Source organism: Streptomyces sp. NPDC020490, from assembly GCF_044335305.1.
Classification (GTDB): Bacteria; Actinomycetota; Actinomycetes; order Streptomycetales; family Streptomycetaceae; genus Streptomyces.
Genome location: NZ_JBIRUY010000010.1, coordinates 48,437 through 64,486, shown reverse-complemented (window position 1 = coordinate 64,486; position 16,050 = coordinate 48,437). Strand labels below are relative to the sequence as shown.

Genomic DNA, 16,050 nt, shown 5'->3' with positions numbered 1-16,050 from the left:
CCGGCTCAGCCCTTCTTTTCCTGCGCCGTGGCAGCGATCAGCACATCCAGCAGGTCGAAGGCGTCGGAGACCTCGCCGATCAGCTTCGCCTCCGCCTCCCACTCCTCTTCCAGCGCCTTGGTCAGCCTGGTCAGGGTGGTCATGCCCTTGCGGATCTCGTCCGTGGCGCTGAGCAGCGAGCCGAGTGCGCCCAGCGCGCCCAGGTCGTGGGACTGAGCCTTGAACTCCTGCAACGGTTTCGCCGTGTGATGCCCCACATGCCGCAGCCCCGTCGCCGCCTTGTGCATGGACGTGGCTGTCTTCTTCAGGTCCGACACGCCACCCACCCCCCGCTATTCACGCTGTGCACATGCCAACCTCACGACACTATTGAAGGCGGTTATGCGCGAGGTAAGGCGGCTGTCAAGCAGGGGTAAAGGTGGCCGGCTCGTGAAGTGTGAGGCAGTGACGGCGCAGTGTCTCGTTGCCGACGGGCCGGAACGGGCCGGAACCCCGCGTCCGGCGTACGCACCGCCCCGCTGCGCCCGTCACCTCATGCCCGGTCCTCGTCGCCGGCCTGGGTGAGGATCCTCCGCAGGACCGGCAGGTCGGCCGCCTCGTCGCGCCGCAGCCGCCCGCGCTTGTCCGCGTCGAGGTCGGCGGGCCGGACCACGACCAGCCGCAGCCCGTGGGCGGGTATCTCGGTCTCCCGGCGCGCGTCGTACAGGGCGCGCTGCTCACCCCGGTGGACACCGCTCACGGTGAGCCGGTCCGGCTTGTCGAAGTGTGGCACCGGCCGGTCGTGATGGAGTTCCCGGTACTCGACCACCAGCCGGTGACCGGGCCAGTACGCCTCGACCGGCAGCCTGACCCGCCTGCCTCCGGCTCCCGGGTCCCCGAGCAGCCAGTCGAACCGGTGCTGTGTCAGGGCCGTTTCGCCGAGGATCCGGTTGCACAGGCCGATGACGTACGCCTCGTCGCTGTCGTCTCTCGCTCCCATGACGCGCATCCTGCCAGGGGCAGCTGACCACGGGGAGTCAGGAGAGTCATGCGGGGGCCTGGGGCAGCGGGACGGGCGGTGTGTGCCGACTGCCCTCGGCCGGTGGGGTGTTGAGGCAGTGACGGCACAGTGTCTCGTCACCGACCGGCCGGAACAGCATCGGCTGCAGATGGTCGCCCGCGCACTCCCGGGTGCCCGTCAGGCGGGCGGAGAGGCGCGGGGACGGGTGCGGGGGCGGAGGGGTACCGGGCTGCCCGGCGTCGGGGGTGCGCGGGGGTGACGCGGCGGCTGCTGGAGCCGGTGCGGGCGACACCGGGGGCGGTACGTCGCGCAGAAGGTGCCGCAGCAGGCCGCCGGGGCGACGGACGGGGGTGCCGTCGTCGGGCAGGCCGCGCAGGATGTGCAGGCGGACGGCGGCGGGCGGGTGGCCGGCGGCCAGCCAGCGGGCGGTGAGATCCGTCAGCTCGGCGTGCATCGCGCGCGGGATGTGCCGCAGGTCGGGGGAGAGGGCGGGGAGCGCGTCGACGAGGGCGCGGGCCTCGTCGAGGCGGGGGAGCGGGGGATCGGGCTGGTCGCTTCCGTGGGCGTGGCCTACCGCTTCCTGGGCCTGCGCGGCTTGCGGGGCTGGCGAGGGGTGCGGGGCTTCGGGGGCTTGGGCGGTCTCGGCGGCATCGGGCGCGTCCTCGGGGGGTTTGGGGGGTTGGTTGGAGGTGTTCCCACAGGTGTTGCGGTAGGGAAGACCGTCGGTGAGCCGACCAGTCCGCTCACCGACGATCGGATTCGGGGCACTCGGTGCGACCTGCGGCGACACGGGCATGCGGGCGAGGAGCTTGGCGGCTTCCCCAGGGCTCAACGGTACGTTGGAGACGAGCTGTTGGGTGACCCAGTGCCCGCCGGGTCCCTGGACGCGCCGCTCGTGCACGAACCCCTCGTCCTTGAGCTGCCGCTTGGCCCGGGTGAAGGCGCAGCCTCCGATGCGGGCGCGTTCGGCGGTCCGGGAGAGTGATTCGCGGGCGCCCTCGGGGAGGGAGAGCTGCCAGGTCAGGAGGCGGACGGCGTCGGAGGACAGCCGGGGGTGCCGGATGAGGTCGTGGGAGAACTGCGTGAAGGCGCGCGGGGGCGCGATAAAGTGCCGGTAAATCACGGTGGAGTCCACTTCCACTGGTGGTTCAGGCCCTCGCGGACGGTTGCAGCCGTCGCGGGGGCCGTTTTGTGTGGTGCGCTGAGGCGACCGTAGCGCACGCAAAGTGTTCGCGTGAGCGCTATCCGTGAAGAACGGTTCCTGCGGGGGCCTGTCACTCGTACGAGCCAACTTGTCCCTGTTCGGGCGCCCTTGACGCACGGGTGTTCCTAGCCTGCGGGAAGGGTGGACGGTCGGTCCGGCGGCGGGAGGCGAGGGACGTGGACGTGGGTGCGGACTCGGGCATGGGCGGCGCGGAGCCTGACTCCAGCGGGGATTTCCTGCGCTGCTTCGGCCGCCAGATGAAGCTGCTGCGGGAGGCAGCCGGGCTGACGCAGGCGCAGTTGGGCGAGCGGGTCGGGTACGGCGAGGCGCAGATCGCGGCGGTGGAGCAGGGACGGCGCATCCCGAAGCCGGAACTGATCGACGCGGTGGACCGGGCGGTGGGGGCACGGGGTGTGCTGGCGGCGATGAAGGAGGAGGTGGCGAAGGCTCGGTATCCGTCGTTCTTTCGCCGGTTCGCGAGTCTGGAGGCGGACGCTGCGGAACTTCATGCCTACGACGCTCAGTTGGTGAACGGCCTGTTGCAGTGCGAAGAGTACATGCGGGCTGTCTTCGGGATGTGGCGCCCGTTGCTGGACGCCGAGACGGTGGAACAACGGGTGGCAGCCCGACTGGATCGACAGAAGCTGTTGTCACGTTGTCCCAAGCCGCTCTTGAGCTTCGTCATCGAGGAGCACGTCATCTTGAGACCTCTGGGCGGCCGGTCCGTGCATCGGGCCCAGTTGGAACATCTGCTGCTGACCGGCCACGAGCGGAACATCGAGATTCAGGTCATGCCGACCGACCGCGAGGAGCACGCCGGAGTTGCTGGTCCTTTCACGTTGATCCTCTCGCGAGAAGGGCGCAGGATTGCCTACACGGAGGTGCAGAGCAACAGCGCCCTCCACACCAAACCGGCGAAGGTTCAAGGGTTCGAGTCCACTTATGGGGTTATCCGGGCGCAGGCCATGACCCCGAGGGAGTCGCTGTCTTGGATCGAGAAGCGCTTGGGAGAGCTGTGAAGGACGAGCATCGGGCAGCAGAGCTGACCTGGAGGAAAAGCAGTTACAGCGCGGGAGACGGCGGCCAGTGCGTGGAGGTTGCCGCCGTTCCCGCTGCCGTTTTGGTTCGCGACTCCAAGCGGCCGGAAGACGCGGTCGTCCATGTCGGTGCGGAGCCGTGGGCGGCATTCGTGAGGATGGCCGCGCGCGGCTGACGTGGTGCGGGAGGGGCGGCCGGCTGGTCCGGCGCCCCTCCCGCATGTCACTCGCTCTTCTTCCTTCCCCGCGTCTTCTTCTCGGGGCGCCAGTTGGCGAGGTCGGCGTCGGACACGCCCCTCTCCATACGGCCGGAGTCGAGGGCGGCCTGGAACTCCTCGGCGGGGTTGCCCTCCCACTCCTCGTCGTACTCGCCGTACCACTGGTGCACCCAGGGCATGACCTCGCGCAGCCCGGCGAGCAGCGGGACGAACCGGGGATCGTCCTTGGCCCAACCGCCGCTCTCCACGCGGTTGGTGAGGAGTCCGACGAGGGCTTCGGCCTGCTCGCGGTGGTTCCAGCCGGCCCAGCCGAGGAGGAGGGAGGGGTCGGAGTCGAGGGACGCACCGGGGTAGGAGATGAACCGCTCCTTGGGCACGTCGAGCTTGCCGCGGTTCGACCAGTAGGAGTGCTTGAGGAAGTCGGCGCCGGTGTACTTGGGCGGCACGTTGATGTCGAGCCGCTTCCCGGTCCGGTCCTCCTCGCGCTGCTTCTCCCACACCTGCTCCCACTGGGCACGCTTACGCAGACCGGAGTCCTTGTAGCGGAGGGCGGCGAGGTACGGCACGTGCTCGGGCTCGATGACGGCGGCCAGAACGGTGGCGAGGGAGGCGTCGCGCTTGCCGAGGTGGTCGGCGGCGTACAGCTCGGCCACGGCCTGCACGTCCGCGTCGTGGCGGAGGGCGTCGGCGAGCTGGTTGACGGTGAGCGGACGCGGAACGGTGAACCCGTCCCGCTCCTCGAACCACAGCTCCTCGCGCTCGGCGGCGTCGAGCAGCCAGTTCCGCAGTGCGGCGGCCTCGCGCTTTTCCCAGGGCTCGACGGACCAACGGCGCTTGTACTCGGGGCGCTCGATGAGCCGGATGTCTTTATTGGCCTCGATGAGGTCGATACGGGCTTGAACGACCTTCCGGTAGGACTCGGGCCAGTGGGCGGGGACTTCGGTGGTGGGAGTAGAGCCGTGTCGGTCGAACCACACCGTCTCAATTTCCCCAGCGGCTACTTTGCGGGCAAGCACGATCTCGAACGCACGCTGACCCAGCTTGATTCCAGGAACGTCGTCGGTGGTGGTACGCGCGACTTCCTCGTCGCTGAGCAGCCGGTATGCCCCGTAGACCGCCCAGTCGGACTCTTCCTGCAATGCGATCATCCGCGCCTGGATCTCTTCCTGAGCCCGGCGGGCTGACGCCAGTGCGTCTCGCGTGGGGACGTTTTGCGTCACGATCTTGGATGGTTCGTGCTCAGTAAACTCCCCCGCGTAGGCGTCGAGTTCGAGTGCTGACCCGAAGGGTAGTGGAGCGGGAACGGGAAATTTCTGCAATTTGGTTACCGAGAACTCGTAGAAGCGCTCCCACTCGTCATGCATAAAGCCGCCGGTGCCTGACTGACTCCCCTTGTCATGGCAGACCTGCTTGAGCCAGAAGCAAGCCGCCGATGAGTTCAGCAAGCCGAGGAGTTGTAGATGCTGTTCTTCGGTTGAGTTCTTCGGCAATTTTATAACGGGTGCTGAGCGATTGAAGACGTTGCCGCCCCGGTCAAGTGTGAAGTGGTTGTGCGTGCCGAAGAAAGCCACTGTAATGGAAAGCGGTGTCTCGTATTTTTTGGGAAAGAACATCGAATACTCGAACCACTGCAGCCCGCGTTCGAGTTGGCTCTCTCCGTAGGCAATTCGTTCGCGAAGAATGGCGCGGGCGGGCCACAGCAGCAGTTCGATCTCTTTTGTGTGACGCGCTTGGAGAGTGTTGCTGTCGTACGGCCAAAGGCCAATGATCGGACTGTCGTACCCGTAATCCCGGATGTTTTCTGCTTCTAGTAGCGTTCGTTGGAAGTCGGCGCCGATCCCGTTTCGGCGAAGGGTGCCAGCAGAGACGCGATATGCGCTATCTTCCCGTGTCACGGCACCAGACCCGATCTCGGTCAGTTCACGCAGAGGCGTGGCTCCCTGCTCGATCTTGGCTTGCACGGGGGCAGCCCCGCCGCCGCTGAGTGCCCACGGGTGATTTGAGAATCGGTTGCGGTCGGCATCTTCAACAGACATCCACTCCGACTCGCTGCCGGGTGCATGGTGCTGTCTAAGAAGTGCCTGCCAGACAAGGCCCTTCTCAGGATCAGATGGTTGGCCCGGTTCTCCGCGAACACCGAGTGCAGCCCTGATGCTGTCTCCTTGCCGAGGGATCTGGTGTCGTCCGATCAAGATCACGGTCGGCGTCCCGTGCCCCGGAATGTACGCCCCGGACGTATCGATCACGTGTGTCAACTGGACCCTCGGGAAGAACTCCTCGATCAGCTTCTTCCCGAACTCCCGCTTCATGAAGGAATTCGCGGTGATCTGCCCGGTGAACCCACCGTCCCGATGGTCACCGCCCGCCCGCACCGCCAGTTCGAAGATGCGCTGGGCGAACGGCACCGACAGCGCGTACTGCCGGTAGCAGGCGTCGTACGCGGCCTTGTAGTTCTTGTTCTCGTTCGCGTCCTTGACCGTGATGTACGGCGGATTTCCCACCACCACGTGGTACGACCCCCGCCCGAGCAGGTCCACCTCCCGGGCGTACAGGTCCACGTCCTCCGTGCGGTAGTAGAAGGGCTCGTTCTCCGCGAACAGCGTGTCCAGCGCCTCCGTCACCGTCTCCGCGCCCCGCCCGTGCAGCAGCGAGTCCGCGACCGCAACCCGGATCGGCAGCTCGGGCGCCGCGCTCAACTCCCGTACGCCGCACGCCTCCAGCGCGGCCACGAGCAGCCGGAAGCGGGCGATGGCCACCGCGAACGGGTTCTTGTCGGCGCCGTGGACGGACTCCAGGGCGCGCCGGACGAGGACCCACTGCTCGGTGCCCGGCTCGGCGTCCCGCCACTTGGCCAGCAGCCGCCGGAAGAGGCCCAGCAGGAAGTGCCCGGAGCCGCACGCCGGGTCGATGGAGCGCAGCCCCCGCACGACCTCCGCGCCGTCCGGGCCGTCGGCCCACAGCTCGCCGGCCCAGCCGTCGGGCCGGTGCTTCCAGGCGGGGGTGAGGCCGAACTCCTCCACGGCCGGTTCCAGCGTCAGGTCGAGGATGAACTCCTCGACGAACACCGGGGTCTGGAGCAGCGCGTAGGTCTTCCGGGCGTGCTCGGACAGGTCCTGGTAGAGGTCGCCCAGGAACCGGGTGTCCAGCGCGGGGTCGGTGAAGTCGTGGACGATCTCGCCGTCGGCGCCGCGCTGCCGCCAGAACGCCAGCAGGGCGGACGCGGCCTCGTAGGAGGGCTCCACCTCGTACAGCGGATTGTGCGCGCGGTCGAACAGCCCGGCGGCGGTCGGGTGCGCGGCGGCGAGCGCGTCGAAGGCCTCGAACAGCCAGTCGCGGTCGTTCTTCTGCGGGTGGCGGCGGAAGAAGTCGTCGTGCCGGTCCTGCGCCTCCGCCAGTCGCTCGCCGGGGCCCGCCAGCCACGGGTCGGGGATGAGGCCGTTGTCCTCGGCGAACCGGACGAACACGCACGCCAGCACCCACGCGGCGGCGATCTGCACGACCCGCTCGTCCCGCCACGTCTCGTACATCGCGGCCGTGCGCTCCGCGGCGAGGGCCCGGTCGTACTCGGCGCGCAGCGCGGCCCGGAACTCCGGCTCGCTGTCGGTGCGCTCCCGCAGGTCGTCCTCCAGCAGGCGGGCCTGCGCCTGGAGGTCCTTCAGCAGCCGCACCCGGTCCAGTGCGGCCCCCGCCTCCCGCGTCCCCTCCGCCGTCACCGTCACAGCCGCACCTCACATCCTGCTCACGGCCCCGCGATCACCGCGGACGCACCGATTTCCCGGCGAACCCCCCAAGGCCCGCCGTCCCATCCTGCCAGCTCCCCTCCCCCCCCGGCCGGTCCTCCCCGCGCTTCCAGGGCCGGAGACCTGCGGCGGTGCCGGTTCAGCTACGGGGCCGGCCCATCACGATGGTGGCCGTGCTGAGGGCCGCGGAGCCGATCACCGCCAGGAAGATACGGAGCGTGAGGGACGACGTCGGGCCGAGGATGGCCGGCGTGGCGACCAGGAACGCGCCCAGGGCGCTGATCGCGACGCGCCACAGCAGGCGCATGCGGGAGTGCTTGATGATGACCGGCAGGCGTACGGCCGCCACCGGCGTGCTGCCGGGCTCATCGGGGCCGAGACGGACGGTGACGTGCGTGAGGGCGTCGAAGGAGGCCGCGTCCGGCTGGAGCCAGAACTCGGTGGAGTCGTAACGCAGGGCCACGTCGTGGGAGGCGTCCGAGGAGACGCGCAGGAAACGGCCGTCCGTGTCACAGGCCAGCGTGATCTTCGGGGTCTCGGCATACCGCTCGGAGTAGAAGCTGACCGGCAGCCGTGCGGGCTGCAGATCCCCCAGACTCAGCCGGCCTCCCGCCTCGAAGGTGAAGGCCCTGGCATGGGCCAGGTGCGTCGGCGGGTCGATCCGCATGAAGTACGCGTTCTCGAACGTCGGATGGAGAGCGAGGCGACGGGCCACGCTGATCCACAACTGTGCCTGGTCCCCGCCGGTCCGTATCGGGAAGGCGGGGAACTTCAGGACGGCGGGGAAGTAGGTGCCGGAGTTCCCCTCGACGATCTTGGCGATGACCCTGCGGCTCTCGCTCCGGATCTCCGCCAGGGAGAGCGAGTAGTCGTCGAGATCGACGTGGTCGGTGACGCGTAACTTGAACAGGAACACCTCGGCCGCGCATTCGGCGGCCACCACCTCGGCGACCCTGACCGGCAGCAGGAAGGCGTCGTCGGGCGATGCGGCGTCGGCGACGAAGCCCAGCAGCGCCCGCATGCCGAGGACGCTCCCGTTGGCCACCTTCTGCTGGAGGGGCGAGGCGACGTACCGGGCCTCGTAGCGGAACTGCATACACGCACCCCGCGGGAGCGCCAGCGCGGTGAGGATGTCCTCGGAGTAGCGGCGCCGCGCGTTCGACGACAGCAGCAGGACCTGCGGACGCTCTTCCTGGTTGGTCACGTTCCCCCCGAAGCGTGAAGGCGGAGCTGTCAGACCGCGTCGTACAGGGGCTGCATGCCCCACCGGGCCTGCATGGACTCCTCGAGGGAGAGGTAGCGGGGCCAGACGCGGTCGCCGGGCAGCTCGTCGACGGTCAGGCGCGCCGCCGGCTCGTAGCGGATGCCGGCACGGACGAGTTCGTCGTAGCGACGGCAGATCACCTTCTCCTCGAAACCGTCCGCCTGGTCGCAGGTGAGGTCGATCACCTGGCGGGCGGGATCGTCGGGGGAGCCGATCTCGATCCAGCAGTGGTGGTCGACGGACGAGATCCGCGAGTCGGTGAAACGAAGACGGCCGTAGCAGTACGTCGCCTCGATCTCCTGCTGCCGCAGGCGTCGCGCCAGCCAGACGGAACTCACTCCGCACTGCCCCTTCGAGGAGAGCGGCTCGCGGGCGTAGCTGGGATGCGCGGTGCCGAGCGACCACGCGGCCTCCAGCCGATCCCGGTAGCGCCGCAACTCCTCGATGGGCGGGGTACGCCGTCGACCGGACGGCGCGTCGGTGGAAGGCTCTGCTACATGCTGGAGGGCTGTCACTTTTCGGGTTTCTTTTCTCGCTGTACTGTCCGTGCCGAGGACCACCAGGAGATTCCGGTATTGTCCCGGCCGGCGGTCCGTGCAATGGTCCGACGATGACTGGCGTCGGGTGAGGTAGCGGCCGAAGGTGTCGTAGTAGTACGCCACCGGGGCGGTGGCGAAGGGGACAAAATTGGTGGCGTGCAACGCCGATCCGGAAAAACCGAGCAGCGGATTGAACGCTGTCACAATGAACTTGCATCCCATGGTTCGGAGGTGCTTCACGGCTTGCCCGACGGTGAAACTCATGAGGTTTCGTGCTGCGTCCGACAATCCTAGGGCGCGGGTGAGGATGAGCAAGTTGCCGCGTTCCGCCGGAATGCCGTGCGTCCTCAGCGCCCTGATGACGCCTGGCCTGTCGCACATGGAGAACGCCAGGTAGGTGAAGGGATGCGAGGCTCCCTGGAGGTAGCATCCGACTTCCACCATGGTGTCGGCCCGTGCACAGAGCAGGTAGTGCAGCTTGGACTGGTACAGATGACCGACACTCGGTGACACCGGAGCGAAATTCACTCCGACGGAGGATCCGTCGGTGCGCCGGATGGTGAAGTCCCGCCGGGCCTCGCTGCCGCCCAGCAGCAGGGAACTGTTGGCGAGGAGATCGGCGTCCCTGACGTAACTCGAAATTCTGCTGCAGCGTGCGATGAGCTGCGGACGCAACTGGTCGTAAATATTCCGGTAGGTCCTTTGTGGCCCTTCTCCGGGGAATACGGAAGGGGCGTGCAGACGTAACTGTATGTCGAAGTCCCGGGCGCTCATTCCGCAGAGTTCGGCATCAGCCGCCACGAATTCCCGGCACGCTCGGGAAAACGCCTCGACGGTGGGGTCCCGCAGTTCCTGCACCAGTGCCGGCCAGGCTCGCGCGGGCCGGCCGGGATGTGGTCCTGCGGACTGCTGCCGCCCGGAAGAAACGCACGGCCGAGCGCCCGACGCGGTTGCCCGCCGGGGTGCGGCCGTCTGTCCCGGTGCGGTGGGTCGTAACGTACGGCTTGATTCGGTAGGGCCGAGGGCGGTGCCGGCCATCCGTCCCCCCGCTATCAGTCGCCGACAGGGACTGGCCATGATACGGCGGCCACTGCGGGGATGTCAGGCCGAATCGGCCTCAATTCCGTTGACTGGCAAGGGCTTTGAGTCTTACAGCAGCGCTGAACGGTGTCGGCCGCCCGCACCGGAGGCTGATCGAGCCGTCCCCGGCGCGTCGTGACCTCACCCCTTGCCGTCCACATAAGGACTGGCCGAACAGCGCAGGGGTGATGTCTTGTCCCACACGTGCCAGCGCCCACCGCACACCGGATCGGTCGCGTACGTCACCTCGGCCGGGAAGCCGTCCACCCTGACCCGCTCGGCCGGTGGAGAGGTGAGACGCCTGCCGCAGCGCGGACAGTGGTCCGGCGTACGCATCGGGTACATGCCCATCGCTCTCCTCCCGTCTCCCTCAACGACTGCCGGGAGCAGCGGAGCGGACCTGCTCGGAGGCCGCCCATCCGCTCACTTCGGCGGCGTCGGTGCCGCAGGCCAGGACGCGCCAGGCGCCGGGAGTCCAGGCGAAGACCGCGTCCTGGCCGAAGCGGCGGCCCAGTTCGCGTGCCGCGGCATCGCCCAGGCCGGCGACGGCGACGCTCTCCTCGCTGTGCGCGCCGGCCGCGTCACCGCCCACCGCGGGCCACCAGGTGAGACCACGACGGCGGACCTCGCCGAGCAGCCGGGCGTGGGCACGGGAATTGGCGTCGTCCGACGCGTCACGGCCCAGCGGGTTCCAGGCGGTGATCACATGGACGGTGGCACCACCGGCCGCCGCCACCGGGAAGGAACCCTCGGCCGTGCCCGAAGGGCGCGGTTCTACGTGCACGACGCGGTCGGGGAACCGGATGTCGACCACCGCGCTCCGGTAGTGGTGCCAGTTGCGGACCGTGACGGCTGCGTCGATGGCGTGCACAAGGGCCTCCTGTGAATCGAAGACCCCCTTACGAATCGTGCAGGGAGATCAGTGCTTTTCGTCCCGACCCGGCGCGCTCGTCCAGGTCGTCCGGGCCGCAAGATTTCATGATCGCGACCTGAAAGCAAGGGGTTTGTGGAGATCTTGCGGAAGATCGGCGCGGGTGTTGGCTTCCCGCTCGGTCGTGTGGTTCAGCACCAAGCCCTGGCCGGCTGGACCTCGTTCACGCCCGGCGTGAGAAACCGCCGGGTGACGGCCGGCCCGCGCGAGGTGTGCGGGAAAGTGCAGATCACCGGGGTGCGGCAGCGCGCTACCGGGGTCCTACGACTCCGGGAGGCTGTTCGACATGCCCGTACCCTCCGAGACACCGCGAAACCGCGTCGGCCTGCCGGTCATCGACCTCGCCGCCGCGCGGGAACTCTTCCGCACGGCCGAGTCGAGCGGCCTCGGCCGGCCGGGAAGCGACGAGATCTTCGACCGGTGGCTCGGCGACCGTTGCGACATCGCCTTCTACCGCGCTGCGGACCGGCCGCTGCAGGCGCGTGCCGTCGACATGGCCGACGAGGTGCCTGAAACGCTGAGGTCCAGCCGTGTCGGACAGGCGCGGCTGGAAGCGGTCTGCCTCAACCCGTACCAGCCGGACCATGTGCGGGCTTCGAGCAGGGAACCGTCCTGTGCGGTCACGGACGACGAGGAGCCGGAAGACTTCGAGGAGTTCGAAGAGACCGACGAGGACGAGGACGCCCATTCCTGTCACTCCGGCATGCCCGGCCTCTGCCTGCACGACGAGGTGCGCAGAAAGCCCTACGCGAAGGTGGACAGCCACCAGGGCCACGAGGACTGCGACGAGGAGGGCCGCGTCCTGCAACTCGTGAACGCCTATCGCGGCGTATGCGGAGACCCGTACTGGGACCTGAGCGGCGAACTCCCGCCGGACTTCGACGAGAGCTCGCTCCGAGGGCTCACCTTCCTCCCTCCGAAGCCGCGCGGGAGAAGCTGGACGGGAAGCGCTGGGACACGGAGGGGCCCTGGCGGGTGACCTGGACCTCCTGCGAGAGCGACGTCACCGGCCCCGAGGACGCAGGCGATGACTCCGACTCCTCCGACGACGGCCCGGACGGGGAGTCGGACGCGATCCACTACTTCGCCTCGATCGACAACGAGGACGACATCCCCACCCTCCGGATCACCGGGGCGCGCTGGGGAGAATGGCACGTCTTCCACGACCAGCCCGTGTCCGGACCCGGCGGTGAGCCGCTGGACACCTCAACCGTGGACGGGCTGCGGACTCTCCTGGAGCGGGCGGGCGAGCAGGTGCGCGATGCCGGTTACCAGACGGACGGCGACTGGACCCTCCGCTGGTCGCGCTGCCACGTCCTGCTGGCGGACTGACACCGATGAGCAGCGCGAGCGCGGCCGGTCCGCCGAGTCTCGCTGAACCCTCCCCGAACCGGCCCATGGAGACATACGCTGACCTGGGGATTCCGTCGGCCGGGCTGAGGCTTGGCGCTGCACGGCGGAACGGAGGGGAACAGCGGGCCGGGGGAAAGCCCGTCCGTGCGACGCCGGGAAGCGGGCAGACGCCGCCCGTCGGCACGCCGGACGCGCCGTGCGGCCCGGGACCGGGAGGGGCATGAACCGCTGGGTCGGCATCGTGTCGCTGCGGGACACCGCGGCGCCGACACCCGTACACCGGATCGCGCTGGCCATCGAGGCCGCGCGCAAACGGACGTCGTACCAGATAAACGGACACCAAGTGTCATACGCGCAGATGCGGGCGGCACTCCGGACACTCGGTCAGGAACACGCACGTCGCTACGAGTGGGAGCGTTACACGTACTGCGTCGAACTGGCCGGTGACTTCTTCGAAGGAAGAGGAGCCCCTACCGGATTGCCTTACTGGCTCACCACTGAACTCCGGGAGTACTTCGAAGACCTTGACACTCCGTGGACGGGCGCCCGGAAGAAGAATGCCTCGCCGCGCAGATCCCGGATTTCCGACCGCCCTCGGCCTTCCTCGCGCCGGAAGGGGAGCACGCCCGCCGTGACGGCTCGGCCTGCGTCGCCCCGAACCGAGCCCCATCCGTCAACCGCGCCGGTCCAGCCGTACTCCCGTGCCATACGGCCGCTCGCCGCCCGAGACGTCACCTACCCGGATCTGTACGAGCCGCCGGCCGCACTGGTGGGCACGTTCGGGGAGGTGGTTCATGAGGTCGTACGGAAGACCATAGGAGGGTGGGACGCTGGAACCGAGGTGACCGCATGGCTCGGTCTGGCGGCGGAGCACCGCAGCCACCTCTACGAGAGCCGCCACGCCGACCAGATCACGCTTCCCGTTCTCGGGTTGCTGGAACGGCTCGGCAGCACCGCGCTCGACGTGATCCTGCTCGACGCCTATGTGCGGCAGGCAGCTCCCCAGAAGGTAGGCGAACAGTCCTCGGAACATGCCCGAAGGCGCGGTGCCGCAGACCGTACGCTGGGCCGTTGGGCCGCCGAGCGTGGTCTGGTCCGCCTGGGTGCCGGTGAGGCACAGCAGCCTGCCCGATCCGTCGCCGAAAGAGTCGCCCGGCAGATCCTCGGCGCCCTCAGCCTGTGCGGTGAACATCAGGTCGCCCACCGGCTCGTCGCCGCCGTCTGGTCCGATCTTGACCGCTTGCCCGCCGAGCCCGTCGCCGATCCGGTCACCATGGCGCACTCGGCCTTCGGCCAGGAAGGGCTGACCTACGACTACGACGAGGAAGGCCCCGATCACCAGAAGGTCTTCCGCGCCCGCGCCCGCACCGGTGCCGGCCGCACGGCCGAGGGCACCGGACCGTCGAAGAAGGCCGCGAGAGCGGCCGCATCCCAGGCCCTGTTGAACAGGTATCCGCAGGCAGCAAGAGCGCTGAGCGTACGGCAGAAGACGCAACCTGGCCCCATCCCGGTGGCTTCGCCGCTGCCGTACGCCCAGCCCGGCAACCGGCACCGGGATGCCGTGAGCGACCTGGCAGCGATGTTCGAGCTCGGCCACCGCGCGGACGGGCTCCTCGCCCAAGCCCTGACTCATGTGTCCTGGATCCAGGGGAACCAGGACACAGTGCGAGAGGCCCGTCAGCGTGACAACCATCTCCTCGCCCACCAAGGCTCTTTCGTCATCAATTACCTCGCGGCCCACGCCAGGGCCCGCCGGGCCTTCGCTCACGGCCTCACCCCGGACGAGGACGAGACGCGCCTCCACTACACCTCGGACCAGGACACAGCACAGCTCGGCGCCACCCTGCAGCTCGCGGAAGGCCTGCTGACCAGCCGAGGCGAGAGCGGGCAGGGCCGCCACGCGGTGTCCGATGCAACACAGGCGGCCGTAGCCGTGGCCTGGCGCACCCACGGGCCGCACCTGCTGCGACGTCGCCCCGCCGTCCTGGACGACTGGCTCACGGAACTCGACCACCGGCACGACCCGGTCACCGTCCTCGCCGCTCTGGCCAACACCTACGACATCGATCACGAATACGAGTACGCCAGCTCAGGGCCGGATCACCTCAAGAGCCACACGGCCACCGTCATCCTGCGGGACGCGCGCGGCAGGGTGCACCGGTGGACCGAACCGCTGCCCCACGCCTCCGGGAAGCCGGCGGCGAAACAGGCGACCGCCGAAGCAGTCCTCGACATCCTCGCCACCCCCGTCAACGGCGTCGTCGACGACCTCCCCCGTGCGGAACAGGACCTGTTGGCCTACCTCCTACGCGCCCAGCTCGACGGCCTCGGTCCGACCAGCGCACGGCAGCGCGCCCGCATCGTCGCCCGCGGTGACCTCGGCACCGATCTGCTCGCCACCGGCGACACCGAAGCGTTCCTGGTCTGGGCCGACCGCGTCACGGCCGTGCTCGGCGCGGACCAGGACCCGGCGCCCGAGGCGCTGCACGAGCTGTACCGCAAGGTCGTCGACGAGACCCGGCAGGGGCCGCGCTCCCTGCTGCGCAGGATGGCGGTGGACCCCGACACCGGTGCCGTCGGCGCGGTGCGGCGCCATGCCGCCGACGCAGTGCGACGCGTGGTCGCCGGTTCCGGGGTCTGCGCCGCGTCCGTGAGGGACGTCGTGCAGGAGTGGTGGCGAGGCCAGGCGCCGCGGACCGGCGTCACCGTCCGCGACGACATGGTCGGGCAGAACTTCACGCCGCTGACCGTTCACCTCCGCACACTGCACGAGACGCTGACCTGGTGCGGGGAAGCAGCCGAAGCGGCCGGTACCCGGATCGACGCCGAGCTGACCGTCCAGGACGGCACGCTCCATGTGTGGATCGGGCTGCCCGACATCGACGTCCCGGCGGCATGCGACGACTTCGCCCGGCTGCTGTCCCGCACGCTTCCGTACACCGACTGCCTCGTCGCCGAAGACCACGTACTGCTAAGGCTGCACGGAAGGCCGGAGACGGCCGGTCTCGCTCCCTTGGCCGTAGCCGGCGCCAACGCGTACTCGTTCGAACGCATCACTCGCACCGCGCAGAAAGAGGCAGGCTGTGACACCCCGTAAGTCTTTCCAGGCCGCTGTCGACCACGGCGACTGGGCGGTCCCGTACCAGCCCGCCGACGTGGCGGACCTCGACCCGGAGACCGCCGGTCGGCGCGGTGGGATTCCGAAGCCACCGCTGAAGGACGCCGTGTACCGGGTCGTCGAGACTGAGGGCCCGATCCACTGGCAGGTGCTTCTGCGACACATGGCCGAGCTGTTGTTCGAGCCCAGGGTCGGCTCGATCAAGGCGCGGGTGGAATCCGCGGCCGATCAACTGGTGGAGGAAGGACGGACGGCCGAGGCCGGCGGCTTCCTCGACATCCCAGGACGGCCATGCGGACAGGCCCGCTGGCCGCTGCCCGGTCTCACTCTGCGGCCGTTCGAACACGTCGCCCCGGCGGAGCGCCGCCGCGCGTTGCTCGGCCTGGTCGAGGACCAACCCCGCGGTCTCAGTGCGGAGCAGGCCGTCGGTGAAGCCCTTGCCTTCTTCGGCTGGTCCGCACGGAACGCAGCCGCGCGGGCAAAGCTCATGGCGGACCTGTACCGGCTGCGCGACAGCGGCGCTCTGGCCGGCTGGCCGGACAGACTGGAGCCGGTCCGCTGACCGC

14 protein-coding genes are annotated in these 16,050 nt (G+C 68.9%); 6 read left to right on the top strand and 8 right to left on the bottom strand.

All coding sequences use genetic code 11. The features are described from left to right. Positions 1–5 precede the first annotated feature (5 nt). From ACH4ZX_RS13110 to ACH4ZX_RS13100, 3 genes are all read right to left on the bottom strand, one after another. Positions 6–317, bottom strand: coding sequence for a hypothetical protein (locus ACH4ZX_RS13110; protein WP_398271676.1), 312 nt, complete (start codon positions 315–317; stop codon positions 6–8). 215 nt (positions 318–532) lie between these two features. Beyond that, a complete protein-coding gene (locus ACH4ZX_RS13105; RefSeq protein ID WP_398271674.1) occupies positions 533–979 on the bottom strand; it encodes a hypothetical protein in 447 nt (148 codons plus the stop codon). A 46-nt stretch (positions 980–1,025) separates the two neighbouring features. Then, positions 1,026–2,123 carry a hypothetical protein gene (locus tag ACH4ZX_RS13100; RefSeq protein ID WP_398271672.1) on the bottom strand — a complete coding sequence of 366 codons (1,098 nt, stop codon included), beginning with the start codon at positions 2,121–2,123 and terminating at the stop codon, positions 1,026–1,028. A gap of 281 nt (positions 2,124–2,404) precedes the next feature. Here ACH4ZX_RS13100 and ACH4ZX_RS13095 point away from each other — a divergent pair, with 281 nt between their 5' ends. After that, the gene (locus tag ACH4ZX_RS13095; protein WP_398271854.1) at positions 2,405–3,223 is read left to right on the top strand and encodes a helix-turn-helix domain-containing protein; all 819 of its coding nucleotides are present in this window, start codon (positions 2,405–2,407) and stop codon (positions 3,221–3,223) included. Beyond that, entirely contained in the window at positions 3,220–3,417 is a 198-nt protein-coding gene (locus ACH4ZX_RS13090; RefSeq protein ID WP_398271670.1) for a DUF397 domain-containing protein, read from the top strand. The genes ACH4ZX_RS13095 and ACH4ZX_RS13090 overlap by 4 nt, the downstream gene beginning before the upstream one ends. Before the next feature lie 47 nt (positions 3,418–3,464). On the opposite strand, the gene pglX is transcribed toward ACH4ZX_RS13090, so the two are convergent. From pglX to ACH4ZX_RS13065, 5 genes are all read right to left on the bottom strand, one after another. Next, positions 3,465–7,178, bottom strand: coding sequence for a BREX-2 system adenine-specific DNA-methyltransferase PglX (gene pglX, locus ACH4ZX_RS13085; protein WP_398271668.1), 3,714 nt, complete (start codon positions 7,176–7,178; stop codon positions 3,465–3,467). A 160-nt stretch (positions 7,179–7,338) separates the two neighbouring features. Then, entirely contained in the window at positions 7,339–8,403 is a 1,065-nt protein-coding gene (locus ACH4ZX_RS13080) for a hypothetical protein (protein WP_398271667.1), read from the bottom strand. A gap of 29 nt (positions 8,404–8,432) precedes the next feature. Beyond that, positions 8,433–9,860, bottom strand: a complete 1,428-nt coding sequence (locus ACH4ZX_RS13075) for a hypothetical protein (protein ID WP_398271665.1) — start codon at positions 9,858–9,860, stop codon at positions 8,433–8,435. A gap of 363 nt (positions 9,861–10,223) precedes the next feature. Beyond that, a complete protein-coding gene (locus tag ACH4ZX_RS13070; RefSeq protein ID WP_398271663.1) occupies positions 10,224–10,427 on the bottom strand; it encodes a hypothetical protein in 204 nt (67 codons plus the stop codon). Between the two features lie 25 nt (positions 10,428–10,452). After that, complete coding sequence (locus tag ACH4ZX_RS13065; RefSeq protein WP_398271662.1) at positions 10,453–10,953, bottom strand: DUF3293 domain-containing protein; 501 nt, start codon at positions 10,951–10,953, stop codon at positions 10,453–10,455. 346 nt (positions 10,954–11,299) lie between these two features. Here ACH4ZX_RS13065 and ACH4ZX_RS13060 point away from each other — a divergent pair, with 346 nt between their 5' ends. The 4 genes from ACH4ZX_RS13060 to ACH4ZX_RS13045 all read left to right on the top strand — a co-directional run bounded on the left by ACH4ZX_RS13060 (position 11,300) and on the right by ACH4ZX_RS13045 (position 16,046). Then, a complete protein-coding gene (locus ACH4ZX_RS13060; RefSeq protein ID WP_398271660.1) occupies positions 11,300–11,992 on the top strand; it encodes a hypothetical protein in 693 nt (230 codons plus the stop codon). Continuing rightward, a complete protein-coding gene (locus tag ACH4ZX_RS13055; protein ID WP_398271658.1) occupies positions 11,989–12,345 on the top strand; it encodes a hypothetical protein in 357 nt (118 codons plus the stop codon). Before ACH4ZX_RS13060 ends, ACH4ZX_RS13055 begins: the two co-directional genes overlap by 4 nt. A gap of 862 nt (positions 12,346–13,207) precedes the next feature. Continuing rightward, positions 13,208–15,463 (top strand): putative dsRNA-binding protein, encoded by a 2,256-nt coding sequence (locus ACH4ZX_RS13050; RefSeq protein ID WP_398271656.1) that lies wholly within the window; start codon positions 13,208–13,210, stop codon positions 15,461–15,463. Then, positions 15,450–16,046: a hypothetical protein gene (locus ACH4ZX_RS13045; protein WP_398271655.1), complete on the top strand. Its 597-nt coding sequence runs from the start codon at positions 15,450–15,452 to the stop codon at positions 16,044–16,046. Before ACH4ZX_RS13050 ends, ACH4ZX_RS13045 begins: the two co-directional genes overlap by 14 nt. The last annotated feature ends 4 nt before the right edge of the window (positions 16,047–16,050 follow it).